The sequence below is a fragment of the Desulfosarcina alkanivorans genome, from assembly GCF_009688945.1.
Lineage (GTDB): Bacteria > Desulfobacterota > Desulfobacteria > Desulfobacterales > Desulfosarcinaceae > Desulfosarcina > Desulfosarcina alkanivorans.
The window spans coordinates 3,433,442-3,447,943 of sequence record NZ_AP021874.1 but is presented as its reverse complement, the minus strand read 5'-3'; the positions used below and the strand labels follow the sequence as shown (position 1 = coordinate 3,447,943).

The following is a 14,502-nucleotide window of genomic DNA, read 5'->3' as shown; positions in this document are numbered from 1 at the left end:
ATTTCCGGTGCCTGGGGGTGCTTTCAGGAACGGATGTCCTTGGAGGGGATGCCCCAGACGAAATACCGGATCCATTCAAATCCGAACAACAGCAGTTCCCGGTCGCTGGCCCTGAGTTTTTGGGCCCGTGCCTTCTTGACCCGGTAGCGTTTGAGAAAGCTGCTCTGGAACACAAAATCACGGAAGCGGTCAATGTTATACGCCGCCATGAATGCCATCTTTCCTTTGGCACCGTTCAGCCCCTCCGGTCCCCACGGGTCCTTTTGAAACAGCGCCTTGATAGACGCCCAGCGGGCGGTCATCCGGTTGTGGGTGACCGCTTCCTGGTCATCGGCCCACTGGGCAAGGGTCAGTTTCTGACGCTCATGCCGGCCCTGGCAGAAATCCGGCGGCCGGTAAAAACTGACAATTTCGTGTGCACCGGGCCGATCTGAAAACAGCATGCCGTGTTCCACGGGAAAGGTGCGGCAGGTATCGGGCCGGTCCGGGTAAACCGTGCATCCGGCGTCGCTCAGAAAAGGGCAGGTTTTGGATTCGTTGTCGGCCATGCGTAAAAGCACGTCGGGAAAATAGTTGCCTTCCCGCATGACCACATCCACATGGGTTTCCAGGAATCTGTCGGAATCCATATCGAGATGCTTCCGCAGGCGGAGCACATCATAGGGATAGAGAAACAGGTTCAGGTTGCGGCAGCATTGGTTGAAACAGGGCAGGCCTCTGTGGCACCGGAAATTGAAGGTGTCGCCTTTTTTGAGCGGTATGCCCGGCAGTTGGTCTATCGTTTCTGGCTTAATCGATTTCATAGGCCCTTTCGGTAAGGGTCACCAGCATCTGGGCAATGGTGAGTTTGATCTTATCGCCGTATCCCGTTAGCCGGCGCAGTTCCTTTTCCAGCAAGGCCATCTGCCGGTAAAACGGGGTGCGGTCAAACTGGATATACATGGTGGTGCCGCTGTGACGGCACTGGTCGAAAAAGGAATCGCATCCCGGTTGTCTGAGGACCGTGCCGCCGGGGCGATGGAGTTCATGGGGAATGCCGTGAAGCCGGCAGATCATGGGGCGGTGGGCATATGCCACGCACCGGCCTTCCTGGTTCAGCGGGCACATGATGCGAACGGATTCGCCCCGCTGGTCAGCCTCGGCCGTCCGGGTGAACACCGTCACCGCCCGGCTCAGGACCGCCCGGCGAAGGACGGGATCAAGGGCGCGCACGCCGTCCACCAGGTAGAGGTACTCGACCAGCGTATGGTGGTGAAACCGGGTCAGGCAGCAGTTGTCCTCACAGCCGTTGCACCGGAAACCATAGCGATCGGCTGCGGCTTGGTAGGCGCGATCCATTTCGTCGAAAAGCGTTTTCAGCCGGTTCATGAGCGGGAGATAACGGTGCCTGGTGGCTAAAAAGGACTCGGGCGTCAGATTCATGGCAGTCGGTAATGGCCTCAGACAGTGGGTGACGGGAAAAATATTTTTTTGTAAAGGCCGAGGGCGTAGCGGTCGGTGATGCTGGCGATGAAGTCACAGACCACCTGCTCCCTGGGCTGACCATTGTTCAGGCACCCGGAGATGCCCATTCGGGCGAGTTCTGATTCCAGAGCTGTCTCGTTGTCCAGCAGATAGAAATACAGCTCGGACAGGATTTTTTTTGCCTTGACAAACTCCTTGTGAACCTTGGCGGATCGATAGACGTTCTTATAGAGAAATGCCCGCAAGGTGGTCATGGCACCGAACACCTCGTCGCTCATGGCCAGGCGCAGTTCGCCATCTACCGCCTGACTGGAAAAGACCAGGTCCCGGATCATGGTGGTGGCCCTGTCCTGATGGGTCCGACCGATGATCCGGGTGCAGACTTCCGGTATCTGGTCTTGCCGGATAACGCCGCTGCGGATGGCATCGTCCAGATCGTGATTCAGGTAAGCCATGATGTCGGATATCCGTACGATGCGTCCTTCGATGGTACAGGCCAGCTCATTGGGGTCATCGGGCAGTATTTTCCCGTATCCTTTGGAGTGCTTGATAATACCGTCACGGACTTCGTGGGTCAGGTTCAACCCCCTGCCATCGTTTTCGATGACATCCACCACCCGAAGGCTTTGCTTGGGGTGTGAGAACTCCGGAGAATGGATCTCCTGAAGGACGTTCTCGCCACCATGCCCAAAGGGCGTGTGCCCCAGGTCGTGCCCTAACGCAATGGCTTCCGCCAGATCCTCGTTGAGGAACATCGCACGGGCAATGGTTCGGGCAATCTGGGAGACTTCCAGCGTATGGGTCAGCCGTGTTCGGTATTCGTCACCCAGCGGATTGAGGAATACCTGGGTTTTATGCTTCAACCGCCTGAATGCGTTGGAATAGACGATGCGATCACGGTCCACCTGGAACGCGGTACGGATGGGGCAGGGCGCTTCCTTCCGTTCCCGCCCCCGGGTCTGGGCGCTCTGGCAGCCGAAAGGAGACATGAAGTTTTTTTCGCGTTTTTCAAACTGCTCGCGTATATTCATGGCGTTCCGGTTGTGATTTTTTCATCCCTGCATTAGATTTAAGGAACTATCTATTCACAGACCAAACGCTTTGTAAAGCGGTATGTCGGGACGAAAAGGCGGATTATGGGCGGTCACCATCTGATATTGGGGGAAATGGATGATTTTATTACCGGTGAGGCGTTACCCGATACCCACGACGAGCGATATCGCCAGAAAATCGCCCGTTTCCTGGTCCTGGAAAAGGGGTATGCGAAAGAGGATGTCCATCCCCGAAACCCGCTGACCGTCGCGGCCGGCAATCGCAGGGGACAACTGTGGGTGGATTTCATGGTAACGGTTGACGATCGAACGGCAATGGTGATTAAATACGGGCCAGGTTCGCTGGTGACCCGATACCGCCCGACCATCGCCATTTCCAGGCTGGTGGCTCCCTACCAGGTGCCGGTTGTGGTGGTGACCAATGGCGAGTCGGCGGACATTCTCGACGGTGAAACCGGACGGTTGACGGCGTCGGGGTTCGATCGGATTCCATCTCGTGAGGCCCTTTTGCAACAACTGGCCCGGGCTGAATTTTTACCCATCCCGTTGAAGCAGGTGGAAATGGAGGCCAGGATCGTCTACGCATTTGAAATTGACGGCAGCTGTCCCTGTGACGACACCGCATGCAGGATCGCATGAGTCCGGAAACGGCATCGCAAAAAGACATCCGGTTTATGACAGCGGCGCTTGATATGGCCCGAACGGCACTGGCGGGAGGTGAATTTCCCGTGGGGTGCGTGATTGCAGACGGCCGAAACGTAGTTGCCCGGGGGCATCGCACAGGAACGGCAGTTGGTCCGGGCAATGAGATCGACCATGCTGAAATTAACGCCCTCAGGCGCCTTTGCGAAGACGGAGCGGGGGGCGACCGGGCGGCCCTGACCCTGTACTGCACGATGGAACCGTGCCTCATGTGCTTTTCCGCTACCGTACTGAGTGGCATTGGCCGGATCGTTTACGCCTATGAAGATGTGATGGGGGGCGGAACCGGGGTTGATCGGTCCGGCCTGCCTTCCCTGTACCGGGAAGCCCGCCTGAAAGTGATCGCCGGCGTGTTGAGGAAAGAGAGTCTGGTGCTGTTTCAGCGGTTTTTTGCCGACCCGGGGCGCAGCTATTGGGCGGACAGCTTGCTGAGCCGTTACACACTGGCTCAGCCGGGGTGCTCATGACCGGCTGACGTGCGGTGTTCCATTTTTTTCTTGCTTTTGACAGCCGTGTCATATATTGGACTAAAGTTTAGTATCGGGTCTCTTCTCCGTAAATCGTACTGGAGATGTGCCAATGGCCCGTCCATGATCGGCAGGTTCGATCGCCGTTAACCTTCAAGGCTTCAGGAGGTGGAAGCATAGCTGGTCCCAGATATAGACAGATGGAGAGGAGGCGCCCCGATACCACGCGGATCAATCAGGGTATCCGGGTACGGGAAGTCCGCTTGATTGATCCGGAAGGAAACCAAGTCGGCGTACTTCCTATTCATCAGGCGTTGGCCAAAGCCAATGATTATGGTCTGGATCTTGTCGAAATTTCGCCTAACGCGAAACCGCCGGTATGCAAGATCATGGATTATGGGCGGTTTAAATACGAGCAGACCAAAAAGCAGCAGGAGGCCAAGAAAAAGCAGACCACTTTTCAGATCAAGGAGATCAAGGTCCGGCCCAAAACCGGTGAACATGATCTCGAGACGAAAATGGGGCACATCCGCAAATTTCTTGGGCGAAAAGACAAAGTCAAGGTCACCGTGATGTTCCGGGGTCGGGAAATCACCCTCTCTGACCGTGGCAGAGCACTGTTGCAGCAGATTGCCACAGAACTGGAGGAGATTGCCGTCGTCGAGCAATATCCCAAGTTCGAAGGGCGGACGATGATGATGGTGCTGGCGCCCCGATAGTGCCGACAGGCAGATAACGGGCTGTGGCGCCGGCTCCGCGGGCCATGGCTTACGCGAAAAGAAACAGGCCGTTGCAACAGCTGGCGTGAACGCATGTTTTTGTTCACGCCATCGGTTTTTTTAATCTGGTTTTCGCCCGGATGCAAGACCCGGACGATCAGAACACAGGCCGTTAGAATATTCGAGAATCATGATCAAATTTTTGCCCAAGGAGAGAACACATGCCGAAAATTAAAACCAACCGGGCTGCTGCAAAACGGTTCAAGAAGACCGGGTCCGGGAAATACACGTTTTCAAAATCTCACCACAGTCACATCCTGACGACCAAGAGCCGGAAACGTAAACGTTCCCTGAAAAAGATGCAGCTGATAAAAAAAAGTGACATGCGGGAAGTCCGGCTTCTTTTGCCCAATGGCTAATTGGCAGTTTTTTTAAGAATTTTCAAAGCAGGTTTTCCCAGTGGCAGCCTTTGCGGTTAGATGCAGGTGCGGGTGGCACGGTGGCCCTGTTAGCAAGGAGATGAGAAAATGCGAATTAAAAGAGGATTCAAAGCGAGAAGACGTCGCCAGAAAGTGTTGAAGCTGGCAAAGGGATTTCGCGGCGGGCGAAGCAAGCTGTTCCGGACCGCTGCCGATTCAGTAGACAAGGCCCTCAGCTATGCCTACCGGGATCGAAAACAGCGGAAGCGCCAGTTCCGCCGGCTGTGGATCGCCCGTATTAACGCGGCGGCCCGCATGAATGATCTTTCCTACAGCCGATTTATCAGTGGCCTGAAAAAAGCTGACGTGAACCTGGATCGCAAAGTGCTCGCCGAACTGGCGGTATCCGATCCCTCTGGTTTTGCCCAGATCGCCACGCTGGCGTCACAGCAGGGTTGAGCCGGGTCATTCTGTCGTGGCGAGAACCCCCCCGCTGTCTTCCCCCTTTGAAACCGATGAAGCGACCGCATTCCTCGTCCCGCCCCGGCGGGGCCGAGGGATAGCGACACTCCATATAAAAACAGAGCGACGATCGTGGAAAATACCATAGAACGGATATATGCGGACGCCATGGACGCACTGGCATCGGCGAACGATGCCGATGTGGTCAGCGACCTTTCCACCCAGTATCTGGGGCGGAAAGGACACATCACGCACTATTTGCGCACTATTTCCAGCCTTCCCGCAGAGCAGCGTCCCCAGGCGGGAAAACGGGCCAATGAAATCAAACGGTCCCTGGAGGGTGAGTTCAAGAATGCGCTGACCCGCCTGGCCAAAATGTCCGCAGCGGCAACGGACCGCATTGATGTCTCCCTGCCGGGCCGGGTACCGAGAACGGGCTCGCTTCACCCCATCACCCAGATCACCAACCGTATCTGCAGCATTTTTTCCCAAATGGGTTTTGATGTTGTCGAAGGTCCGGAAGTGGAATCCGACTATTATAATTTCGAGGCCCTCAATATCCCGAAAAATCACCCTGCCCGGGACATGCAGGACACTTTTTACGTATCGGACAATGTGGTCCTTCGGACCCACACCTCACCCACCCAGCCGCGGGTGATGGAAAATCAGCCGCCGCCGGTGCGTATTATCGCTCCCGGAAAGGTGTACCGGTGCGATTCGGATCTGACCCATACACCCATGTTTCATCAGGTGGAGGGCCTTTTGGTGGACCGGCAGGTCTCCTTTGCCGATCTCAAGGGCACGCTGACGGCCTTTATCCATCAGATGTTCGATGATCGCACCAGCCTGCGCTTTCGGCCCAGTTTTTTTCCGTTCACCGAACCCAGCGCCGAAGTGGATATCCGATGTGTGATCTGCCGGGGAAAAGGCTGCCGTGTCTGTTCCCACACCGGCTGGCTGGAAGTTCTGGGCTCCGGTATGGTCCACCCGGCGGTATTTGAAAATGTGGGCTATGACACCAGCCGGTGCACCGGTTTCGCATTCGGCATGGGGGTCGAACGTATTGCCATGTTAAAATACGGTATAGATGACATTCGGCGCTATTTTGATAACGACTACCGATTCTTGAGTCAATTTTAACGGAGTGTTCCTGAACCGATGAAAGTATGTCTGAGCTGGCTGAAAGAATATGTGCCCATCAATATGGCGGTCACGGATCTTGCTGACGCACTCACCATGGTCGGCCTGGAAGTGGAAGCCGTGGAAGATCGATATGCCTATCTGGAAACGGTGGTCGTCGGTCGGGTGATGGATGTGCTGCCCCATCCCAACGCGGACCGGCTGAAATTGTGCCGGGTGGACGCCGGAGACGGTCTGGCCCCGGTCGTTTGCGGCGCGCCCAACGTGGCGGCAGGCATGAATGTGCCGCTGGCCCGTGTCGGCACCCTGTTGCCCGACGGCACGTTGCTCGAAAAAACCGTTATTCGGGGGGAAGCCTCCGAGGGGATGCTGTGCAGCGAAGTCGAGTTGGGTCTGGGGCCGGACGGTTCCGGGCTGATGATTCTAAACGAAGGCCTTCAACCGGGCGTTTCCCTGAAAACGGCCCTCAAGCTTTCTGACCACACCCTGGAAATCGGCCTGACCCCCAACCGGCCCGACTGTCTGAGCATGATGGGCGTGGCCCGTGAGATTGCCGCCATCCAAGGGGTTCAAATGAATCCGCCCGTATTCAGCCTGCCGGATGGCGAAGGCGACATCAACGCCTTCGCGTCGGTGACCATCGACGCGCCGGACCATTGTCCCCGTTATGCCGGCCGGCTGCTGGATGGCATCACCGTCGCGCCATCCCCGCATTGGCTTCAGGACCGGCTTCGTTCGGTGGGGGTAAGGCCCATCAACAACCTGGTTGACGTGACCAATTTTGTGATGCTGGAAACCGGCCAGCCGCTGCACGCCTTTGATTTTGACAACCTGGCCGGCCAGCGCATCGTGGTTCGAACGGCATTGGCGGGAGAGCCGTTTACCACCCTGGACAAAAAGCCTCGCCGGCTTTCCGAACAGATGCTAATGATTTGCGATGGTGAAAAACCGGTTGCCGTGGGTGGCGTCATGGGAGGGCTGAACTCGGAGATCGAGGCGTCGACCACCCGTGTTCTGATTGAAAGCGCCTGCTTTGACCCCATCAGCATCCGCAAAACCTCCAAGGCCTTGGGCCTGAATACCGATGCGTCCCACCGTTTCGAGCGGGGCGTGGACCCCGATGGCACGCTCTTCGCCTTGGACCGCGCTGCCGGCCTGATGGCCGAGTTGGGGCAGGGGCGCTTGGTGGGCGGAACCATCGATGAGGATTTCAGAAACTCTGATCCGCTTCAGTTGACCTTGGGTGTATCGGCCACCAACAACCTGCTGGGCACGGATCTGGATCGTGACGCCATGGCCACGATGCTGGAAAGTATCACCTTCCAGGTCAAAGCCGGCGAGGGGGACGACCTTCAGGTCGGAGTGCCCTCTTTCCGGGTGGATGTTACCCGTCCCCGTGACCTGGTGGAAGAGGTGGCCCGGCTTTCCGGCTACAACCAAATTCCCACCACCTTCCCCGCGTTGCCGTCAAAGGGCACGAGTCTGTCCCCAATGATGGTCTGTCGAAATAAGGTCAGGGATATCCTTTGCGGGTTCGGGTTTTCGGAGACGATCAATTACAGTTTTATCAGTGCCGAATCCTGTGACCGGGTTCAACTGGGCGGCGACGACCCGCGACGCAGCCACGTGGCGCTGCTTAATCCCATTTCCGAGGAGCAGGCGGTGATGCGGACCACCCTGATTCCCGGCATGCTGGAGACGGCCCAACGAAATATTTCCAGACAGCAGACAAGTCTCCGCCTCTTTGAAGTCGGCAAGGTCTTTCTTCCCCGGCCGGAGGCCTCCCTTCCCACAGAAAAGGAGATGCTTGCAGGCCTCTGGACAGGTCCACGCGTTCAGGCCGCCTGGCATACGAAAGAGGCCGGCTGTGATTTTTTCGATATCAAGGGGGTGGTCGAAGGGATGGCTCAAACCCTTGGCATCGCAGGATTTACGTTTACCGCCCTGCCGGATGACCAGTGCTGCTACTCCCGCGCGGGACGTTCGGCGCAGGTGCTTCATGACGGGGTCATGGTGGGGGTTGTGGGCGAGGTGGATGCCTCGGTGGCGGACAGTTACAGTTTGAGGCAGGCGACGTTTGTGTTTGAGTTGGATCTGGAGATCATTGCCCAGCTTTTGCCTGACGACAGGAAAATGGCTCCGATACCCCGTTTCCCGTCAACGGACCGCGATATCACGGTTATCGTCGACCGGGATGTCGAATCCAGCCGCCTGTTGGACGCGGTAACCCACTCTGGTGAACAACTGGTGGAGGATCTTTACCTGTTTGACGTGTTTGACGGAGATCCCATACCGGACGGGAAAAAGAGCGTATCCCTGCGGATCATCTACCGCTCCGCCGAACGTACGCTGGAGGATGAAACCGTTAACGAGATCCACCACCATCTCACCCATCGCCTGATTACCGAATTCGGCGCGGCACTGCCGACCTGATCCGTCTGAATCCGCCGGCAGCGTTTTGACCGATATGGACAATACCGATGAAAAAAGACGCTTACGGCACAGCCGAGATACCGGACAAGTTTTACTTCAAGATAGGGGAGGTCAGCCATATCGCCGAGGTTCCCCCGTATGTACTGCGATTCTGGGAAACTGAATTCAAACAGATCAAACCCAAACGGACCGATGCGGGGCAGCGCCTCTACCGCAGACAGGATGTGGCGCTGATATTAAGGATCAAGCGGCTTCTTTACGACCGGAAATTCACCATCGAAGGAGCCCGGCAACATCTGAAAAAAAAATCGGGCGCTTCGACGGAACCGGTTGCCAAGCGCCCCGGTATTGCTGAGATAAGGACGGAACTGAAACACATCCGGGATTTGCTCGATTCCCGCCGGCGTTGACCTGGGGCTGGATATCCGTTTGTCGTGATGATGGCCGTGCCCATGGAATCATTTGTTGCTCTGCGGTGCGAACAGGATGCCGTTTCCTCCCATATTCCCGCCAGTCAACGCCATCATCCCGGAAGATGCAGCCGCCCGCAATGTGTACCGGATAGAAAGATATTGACAGGGCTTCTGTTTTGCCTTAATTAGTGTACTTTGGTGAGCGGGCATAGCTCAGTTGGTAGAGTACAAGCTTCCCAAGCTTGGTGTCGCGAGTTCGAATCTCGTTGCCCGCTCCATTTTAAGTCCGTTTTCGTCAGTTCCGATCGGGATGTCCGGAACATTCGCGGGTTTTCCGCTGGACGTAGGTTTTATGGACTGGTAAGTGACGGTATCCATAATCAGTTGAACATGGAAACGGGCTGTTTGCCCGTTTTTGTTTTTGTTCGGTGGGAACATGGCGAAACGCAGCGTAAAACGAAAAGGAATGCCGGGGGGGCGGGGGGCGCACCGCCACTCGGACCCGCAGGCCCTGGCGCGGCAGCGGGCCTTTGTCGAGACGGTTGGCCGCCTGGCTGAGCCCCTTTGCAGTGCCGAAGGGATGGAGTTGGTCCATGTCGAGTACCAGCGTGAACCGGGAGGGTTGACGCTGCGTCTGTACCTGGACAAACCCGGTGGCGTGACACTGGACGACTGTGTCGACATCAGCAGGCAACTGGAAGACATCTTGGACGTGCATACGCAAGATGCGCCGCCTTACCGGTTGGAAGTCTCTTCGCCGGGCCTTGACCGGCCGGTGGGGAAGCTTGAGGATTTTATCCGCTTTACGGGCCATCGGGCGAAAATCCGTCTGAACACCGACATCAACGGCCGGAAAAATTTTACCGGCGTGCTGGCCGGAGTGGTCGATGAAACGATCCAGATTCAGGTGGATAACGAGACGGTCAGTCTTAATTTTAACGATATTACACGGGCACGGCTGATCAATTATAACGGAGAACGCTGATGTTTATAGCAGATATCAAACGTGTGGTGGAACAGGTAAGCAGGGACAAGGGCATTGATGTTGAAATTCTGATCCGTGCCTTGGAAGAGGCATTGCGTTCCGCTGCCAGAAAGAAATTTGGCAGTAAGGTCGACATCGAGGCGCAGTATAGTCCCGACACGGGAGAGATCGAGGTTTTCCAGTTTAAAGAGGTGGTGGCAGAGGTGACCGAGCCGGATCTGCAGATCAGTATGGATGAAGGGCGTAAACTGGATCCAGAATGCGAGGTCGGCGACAGTCTCGGAACCAAAATGGACACCTCCACTTTTGGCCGGATTGCCGCCCAATCGGCCAAACAGGTGATCATTCAGAAGATGAAAGACGCGGAGCGGGATGCGGTGTACTCCAGTTATATTGACCGCAAGGGTGAAGTGATCAACGGTATCGTCCAGCGGGTGGACCGGGGCAACATCATCGTCAACCTGGGAACGACCGAAGCCATCCTGCCGACCCGTGAACAGATTCCCCGTGAAAATTACCGACGGGGTGATCGGATCCGGGCGCTGATTTTCGATGTGCTCTACGACACCCGCGGTCCGCAGATTGTGCTCTCACGAACCCATCCCGAACTGCTGATCAACCTGTTCAAGACCGAGGTGCCTGAAATCAGCGAGGGTATTGTTGAGGTCAAAGGGGCCGCCCGGGAGCCGGGAAGCAGGGCCAAATTCGCCGTTTCCTCCCACGACTCGGACATCGATCCGGTGGGTGCCTGCGTGGGAATGAAGGGCAGTCGGGTGCAGAACGTGGTTCAGGAACTCCGGGGTGAAAAGATTGATATCATCACCTGGCACGTGGATGCGGCCAAGTATGTGTGCAATGCACTGGCGCCGGCCGAAATCTCCAGGGTGATTATCGACGAAGAAAACAATGCCATGGAAGTCATCGTCCCCGATGAATTCCTTTCCGTCGCTATCGGCAAACGGGGACAGAACGTGCGTCTGGCCTCCAAGCTCACCGGATGGCACCTGGACGTCAATTCCGAATCCAAATACGATGAAATGATGAAGATCGGCTACGAATCACTGGTCAATGTTCCCGGGGTCGGCGAAGGTCTGGCAGATGCTTTTTTTGAAAAGGGTATCTATTCCGCTGAAGAATTGGCCGACTCTACCGTCGAAGAACTGGTTGAGATTCGGGGCATCGGGCAGGAAAAAGCCGTGGCGTTGATCGAAAACGCAAGAACGTATGCCATTGAAGCCGCCGAGGCTGCCGAGGCCCGGCGTTTGGAGGATGCGGCCCGCGCTGCCGAAGAAGCGGCCGCGGTACAAGCAGAAGATGAAGTGGTGCCGGCTGAAGCACCGGCTGAAACACCGGCCGATGAACCCGGTGAGGAGACGGCGTCCGACGCCGAAACTTCGGAAGAGGCGCAGTAGCGGTTCAGGACTCGGCTGAAACGGCAACCCGAGTGAAAAATGCCTACAAAACGATATTGGGGGGGAATGGATGGCAAAAATCAGAGTATATGAGTTTGCCAGAGATCTTAATATGACGAACAGGGAACTCTTGGACAGGATCCGGGACCTTGATATCGACGTCAGCAGCCATATGAGTTCTCTGGACGAAGATGTGGTAGCGAAGGTCAAATCCTCGCTTTTCGGAGAAGAAAAGGACGATCAGCTCGAGGAGAAGCGTGTGCGGCCCACCGTGATCCGGCGGCGCAAGGTGGCAACGCCCCAGAAGGCGGAAACCGCCGAGACCAAGGCCGTTTCGGCGCAAGAACCCGAATCCCCCCCGACCGAAGCGGAAAAACCGGCCCCTGCAGCGGAAGAGGTGGACGCGCCGGCAGAAAAGAAACCGGTGGTCAAGAAACGTAAAGCTGCCGAATCCGCCAAAATTATATCCAAGCCCGTGACCAAAGAACCAGACGTCCCGCCGGTGAAGGAGGAACCCGAGCCGGAGGCCGTGGCGCCCGTCGAGACCCCCGCTAACGAGCCGGAAACCACCGCGGCACCGGAGCCGGATGCACCCACCGCAGACGAAAAACCGCCGGTCACTGAAGCGGCAGCCCCCCCTGCCGAGACGACCGATGAAGATTCGACCGTCGGTGAGGCGTCCCCGGCGGAACCGCCGGTAGCCGAAGAAGCCCCCAAACCGCCAGTGGCAAAGGTCAAAAAAAGCAAGAAAGACACCCCGGCCAAGATCATCAAACTGCCGACCACGCCCCCGGTTTCCTCCCTCGCTGCACGGCGTACCGAACCGGCGCCGCCACGGTCTGCCCAGACCACCGATGCCTCCGTTTCCGCCAAGGATAAGAAGAAGGCATGGCGGAAAAAGGGCTCGGAACCCGGTGAGAATCGATATGGCAAAAAGAAAGGCGGCTTCCGTAAACGCGAGATTGTTGAAGGCGCGGCGCTTTACAGCGGGAAAATGCGTGGGCGGAAAGGCCGGAAGGGCAAAATGAAGGCCATGCCGGCCGGTCAGAAGACCCAGATCACCACGGCCAAGGCCATCAAGCGCCGGGTGAAGGTTGATGAGACCATCGTGCTGTCAGAACTGGCCAAGCGCATGGGCATCAAGGCCAACGAAATGATCGTCAAACTCATGGGGATGGGGGTCATGGCCACAGTGAACCAGACCATTGACTACGATACGGCGGTTCTGGTGGCCGGTGAATTCGATTACGAAGTTGAAAAGGCGTCCTTCGAGGAAGAGGTTATCCTGAAAAAAACCGGGGAGGACGATCCCGGCAAGCTGGTCCCCAGACCACCGGTGGTCACCATCATGGGCCACGTGGACCACGGCAAGACGTCGTTGCTTGACGTGATCCGCAAAACCCGCGTGACGGAGGGCGAAGCCGGCGGCATTACCCAGCATATCGGCGCCTACCATGTGGAGACCGAAAAGGGCGTGATCGCCTTCCTCGACACCCCGGGGCACGAGGCCTTTTCGGCCATGCGGTCACGTGGTGCCAAGGTGACCGATATCGTGGTGCTGGTGGTCGCCGCAGATGATGGGGTCATGCCCCAGACCGTGGAGGCGATCAACCACTCCAAGGCTTCGGGCGTGCCGATCATCGTGGCCGTCAACAAGATGGACAAGCCAGGTGCCGATCCGGATCGGGTTCAACGCGAGCTGAGCGAGCACGGCCTGATGTCGGAAGCCTGGGGCGGCGATGCTATTTTTGTCATGGTATCGGCCAAGGAAGGCTCCGGGATCGATGAACTGCTGGAGATGATTCTCCTTCAGGCGGAAATACTGGAACTCAAGGCCAACCCGGACAAGCTGGCCAGCGGCCATGTGGTCGAGGCCAAGCTGGATTCAGGCCGCGGGCCTGTGGCCACCGTGCTGGTGCAGGAAGGTACCCTGCGCGCCGGTGACTCCATCGTCTGCGGGATGCACTACGGCAAGATCCGTGTGCTCCAGGATGATCTGAGCCGCACGGTCGAATCGGCCGGTCCGTCAATGCCCGTGGAGATTGTGGGCCTTTCCGGTGTGCCCATGGCGGGCGATGAACTGGTGGCGCTGGCGGATGAGAAGGATGCCCGCCAGGTGAGTCAGCACCGTACCCAGAAGCAGCGCTCCAAAGAATTGGCCAAGACCAACCGGCTCAGTCTTGAGGGGCTTTTTGAAAAAATGCAGAAGGGTGAGGTCAAGGACCTGAACCTGATCATCAAGGCAGACGTCGACGGTTCCATCGAGGCCCTGAGAGACTCCCTGGTCAAGCTTTCCAACGACGAGGTGAGCATCAACGTGGTCCATGCGGCCACCGGCACCATTACCGAGTCGGACATTTCCCTGGCCGCCGTCTCCAATGCCATTATTATCGGGTTCAACGTCAGGCCCAATGCCAAAGTCCAGGAACTGGCGGCCGAAGAGAATGTGGACATGCGTTTCCACAATGTCATCTACAATGTCATCAAAGAGGTCAAGGATGCCATCGTTGGCATGATGGAGTCGGTTTACGAGGAGCGGGTTCTTGGCCGCGCCGAAGTCCGCCAGACGTTTCATGTGCCCAAGATCGGCACCATTGCCGGCTGCTATGTGACCGATGGCAAGATCCAGCGGGGCCAGCTGATGCGACTGGTCCGCGACGGCATTATCACCTACGAAGGAAAGAACAGCAGCTTGCGCCGGTTCAAAGACGACGTCAAGGAAGTCCAATCCGGATACGAATGCGGCATCGGCATCGAGAATTTCAATGACATCAAAGTTGGTGATGTCATCGAGAACTATTACATGGAAGAGATCCGGCCGGAAGTGGAGTGAT

General features: G+C 57.0%; 14 protein-coding genes and 1 tRNA gene. 12 read left to right on the top strand and 3 right to left on the bottom strand.

All coding sequences use genetic code 11. The features are described 5' to 3' along the window. Nucleotides 1-23: 23 nt before the first annotated feature. Genes DSCA_RS15265 through DSCA_RS15255 form a run of 3 tightly spaced genes read right to left on the bottom strand, consistent with a single transcriptional unit; the run spans nucleotide 24 to nucleotide 2,495 of the window. Nucleotides 24-803, bottom strand: a complete 780-nt coding sequence (locus tag DSCA_RS15265; RefSeq protein WP_155317244.1) for a YkgJ family cysteine cluster protein — start codon at nucleotides 801-803, stop codon at nucleotides 24-26. Further along, on the bottom strand, nucleotides 790-1,422 hold the full coding sequence (locus DSCA_RS15260; RefSeq protein ID WP_231716501.1) for a hypothetical protein: 633 nt from the start codon (nucleotides 1,420-1,422) through the stop codon (nucleotides 790-792). Before DSCA_RS15260 ends, DSCA_RS15265 begins: the two co-directional genes overlap by 14 nt. Before the next feature lie 17 nt (nucleotides 1,423-1,439). After that, nucleotides 1,440-2,495: a deoxyguanosinetriphosphate triphosphohydrolase gene (locus DSCA_RS15255; protein WP_155317243.1), complete on the bottom strand. Its 1,056-nt coding sequence runs from the start codon at nucleotides 2,493-2,495 to the stop codon at nucleotides 1,440-1,442. Between the two features lie 105 nt (nucleotides 2,496-2,600). Here DSCA_RS15255 and DSCA_RS15250 point away from each other — a divergent pair, with 105 nt between their 5' ends. The 12 genes from DSCA_RS15250 (at nucleotide 2,601) to infB (ending at nucleotide 14,501) form a co-directional block, all read left to right on the top strand. Next, nucleotides 2,601-3,155, top strand: a complete 555-nt coding sequence (locus DSCA_RS15250) for a type I restriction enzyme HsdR N-terminal domain-containing protein (RefSeq protein WP_155317242.1) — start codon at nucleotides 2,601-2,603, stop codon at nucleotides 3,153-3,155. After that, nucleotides 3,152-3,685 carry a nucleoside deaminase gene (locus tag DSCA_RS15245; RefSeq protein ID WP_155317241.1) on the top strand — a complete coding sequence of 178 codons (534 nt, stop codon included), beginning with the start codon at nucleotides 3,152-3,154 and terminating at the stop codon, nucleotides 3,683-3,685. The genes DSCA_RS15250 and DSCA_RS15245 overlap by 4 nt, the downstream gene beginning before the upstream one ends. A 200-nt stretch (nucleotides 3,686-3,885) precedes the next feature. Next, the gene (gene infC / locus DSCA_RS15240; protein ID WP_155320437.1) at nucleotides 3,886-4,404 is read left to right on the top strand and encodes a translation initiation factor IF-3; all 519 of its coding nucleotides are present in this window, start codon (nucleotides 3,886-3,888) and stop codon (nucleotides 4,402-4,404) included. A gap of 221 nt (nucleotides 4,405-4,625) precedes the next feature. After that, nucleotides 4,626-4,823 (top strand): 50S ribosomal protein L35, encoded by a 198-nt coding sequence (gene rpmI, locus DSCA_RS15235; RefSeq protein WP_155317240.1) that lies wholly within the window; start codon nucleotides 4,626-4,628, stop codon nucleotides 4,821-4,823. Between the two features lie 108 nt (nucleotides 4,824-4,931). Then, nucleotides 4,932-5,282 carry a 50S ribosomal protein L20 gene (gene rplT / locus DSCA_RS15230; RefSeq protein ID WP_155317239.1) on the top strand — a complete coding sequence of 117 codons (351 nt, stop codon included), beginning with the start codon at nucleotides 4,932-4,934 and terminating at the stop codon, nucleotides 5,280-5,282. Nucleotides 5,283-5,417: 135 nt separating this feature from the next. Then, nucleotides 5,418-6,425 (top strand): phenylalanine--tRNA ligase subunit alpha, encoded by a 1,008-nt coding sequence (gene pheS / locus DSCA_RS15225; RefSeq protein ID WP_155317238.1) that lies wholly within the window; start codon nucleotides 5,418-5,420, stop codon nucleotides 6,423-6,425. An 18-nt stretch (nucleotides 6,426-6,443) separates the two neighbouring features. Further along, the gene (pheT, locus tag DSCA_RS15220; RefSeq protein ID WP_155317237.1) at nucleotides 6,444-8,858 is read left to right on the top strand and encodes a phenylalanine--tRNA ligase subunit beta; all 2,415 of its coding nucleotides are present in this window, start codon (nucleotides 6,444-6,446) and stop codon (nucleotides 8,856-8,858) included. 47 nt (nucleotides 8,859-8,905) lie between these two features. Then, nucleotides 8,906-9,268: a MerR family transcriptional regulator gene (locus DSCA_RS15215; RefSeq protein WP_155317236.1), complete on the top strand. Its 363-nt coding sequence runs from the start codon at nucleotides 8,906-8,908 to the stop codon at nucleotides 9,266-9,268. 205 nt (nucleotides 9,269-9,473) lie between these two features. Beyond that, nucleotides 9,474-9,549, top strand: a tRNA-Gly gene (locus DSCA_RS15210). A 158-nt stretch (nucleotides 9,550-9,707) separates the two neighbouring features. Further along, a complete protein-coding gene (locus tag DSCA_RS15205) occupies nucleotides 9,708-10,256 on the top strand; it encodes a ribosome maturation factor RimP (RefSeq protein WP_231716499.1) in 549 nt (182 codons plus the stop codon). Next, complete coding sequence (nusA, locus tag DSCA_RS15200; protein ID WP_155317235.1) at nucleotides 10,256-11,668, top strand: transcription termination factor NusA; 1,413 nt, start codon at nucleotides 10,256-10,258, stop codon at nucleotides 11,666-11,668. Before DSCA_RS15205 ends, nusA begins: the two co-directional genes overlap by 1 nt. Before the next feature lie 70 nt (nucleotides 11,669-11,738). Continuing rightward, entirely contained in the window at nucleotides 11,739-14,501 is a 2,763-nt protein-coding gene (gene infB / locus DSCA_RS15195; RefSeq protein WP_155317234.1) for a translation initiation factor IF-2, read from the top strand. The last annotated feature ends 1 nt before the right edge of the window (nucleotide 14,502 follow it).

What these genes read in the sequence shown, in the direction of transcription:
- DSCA_RS15265 (WP_155317244.1), bottom strand. Translation starts at nt 803, where the DNA reads ATGAAATCGATTAAGCCAGAAACGATAGACCAACTGCCGGGCATACCG.
- DSCA_RS15260 (WP_231716501.1), bottom strand. Translation starts at nt 1,422, where the DNA reads ATGAATCTGACGCCCGAGTCCTTTTTAGCCACCAGGCACCGTTATCTC.
- DSCA_RS15255 (WP_155317243.1), bottom strand. Translation starts at nt 2,495, where the DNA reads ATGAATATACGCGAGCAGTTTGAAAAACGCGAAAAAAACTTCATGTCT.
- DSCA_RS15250 (WP_155317242.1), top strand. Translation starts at nt 2,601, where the DNA reads ATGGGCGGTCACCATCTGATATTGGGGGAAATGGATGATTTTATTACC.
- DSCA_RS15245 (WP_155317241.1), top strand. Translation starts at nt 3,152, where the DNA reads ATGAGTCCGGAAACGGCATCGCAAAAAGACATCCGGTTTATGACAGCG.
- infC (WP_155320437.1), top strand. Translation starts at nt 3,886, where the DNA reads ATGGAGAGGAGGCGCCCCGATACCACGCGGATCAATCAGGGTATCCGG.
- rpmI (WP_155317240.1), top strand. Translation starts at nt 4,626, where the DNA reads ATGCCGAAAATTAAAACCAACCGGGCTGCTGCAAAACGGTTCAAGAAG.
- rplT (WP_155317239.1), top strand. Translation starts at nt 4,932, where the DNA reads ATGCGAATTAAAAGAGGATTCAAAGCGAGAAGACGTCGCCAGAAAGTG.
- pheT (WP_155317237.1), top strand. Translation starts at nt 6,444, where the DNA reads ATGAAAGTATGTCTGAGCTGGCTGAAAGAATATGTGCCCATCAATATG.
- DSCA_RS15215 (WP_155317236.1), top strand. Translation starts at nt 8,906, where the DNA reads ATGAAAAAAGACGCTTACGGCACAGCCGAGATACCGGACAAGTTTTAC.
- DSCA_RS15205 (WP_231716499.1), top strand. Translation starts at nt 9,708, where the DNA reads ATGGCGAAACGCAGCGTAAAACGAAAAGGAATGCCGGGGGGGCGGGGG.
- nusA (WP_155317235.1), top strand. Translation starts at nt 10,256, where the DNA reads ATGTTTATAGCAGATATCAAACGTGTGGTGGAACAGGTAAGCAGGGAC.
- infB (WP_155317234.1), top strand. Translation starts at nt 11,739, where the DNA reads ATGGCAAAAATCAGAGTATATGAGTTTGCCAGAGATCTTAATATGACG.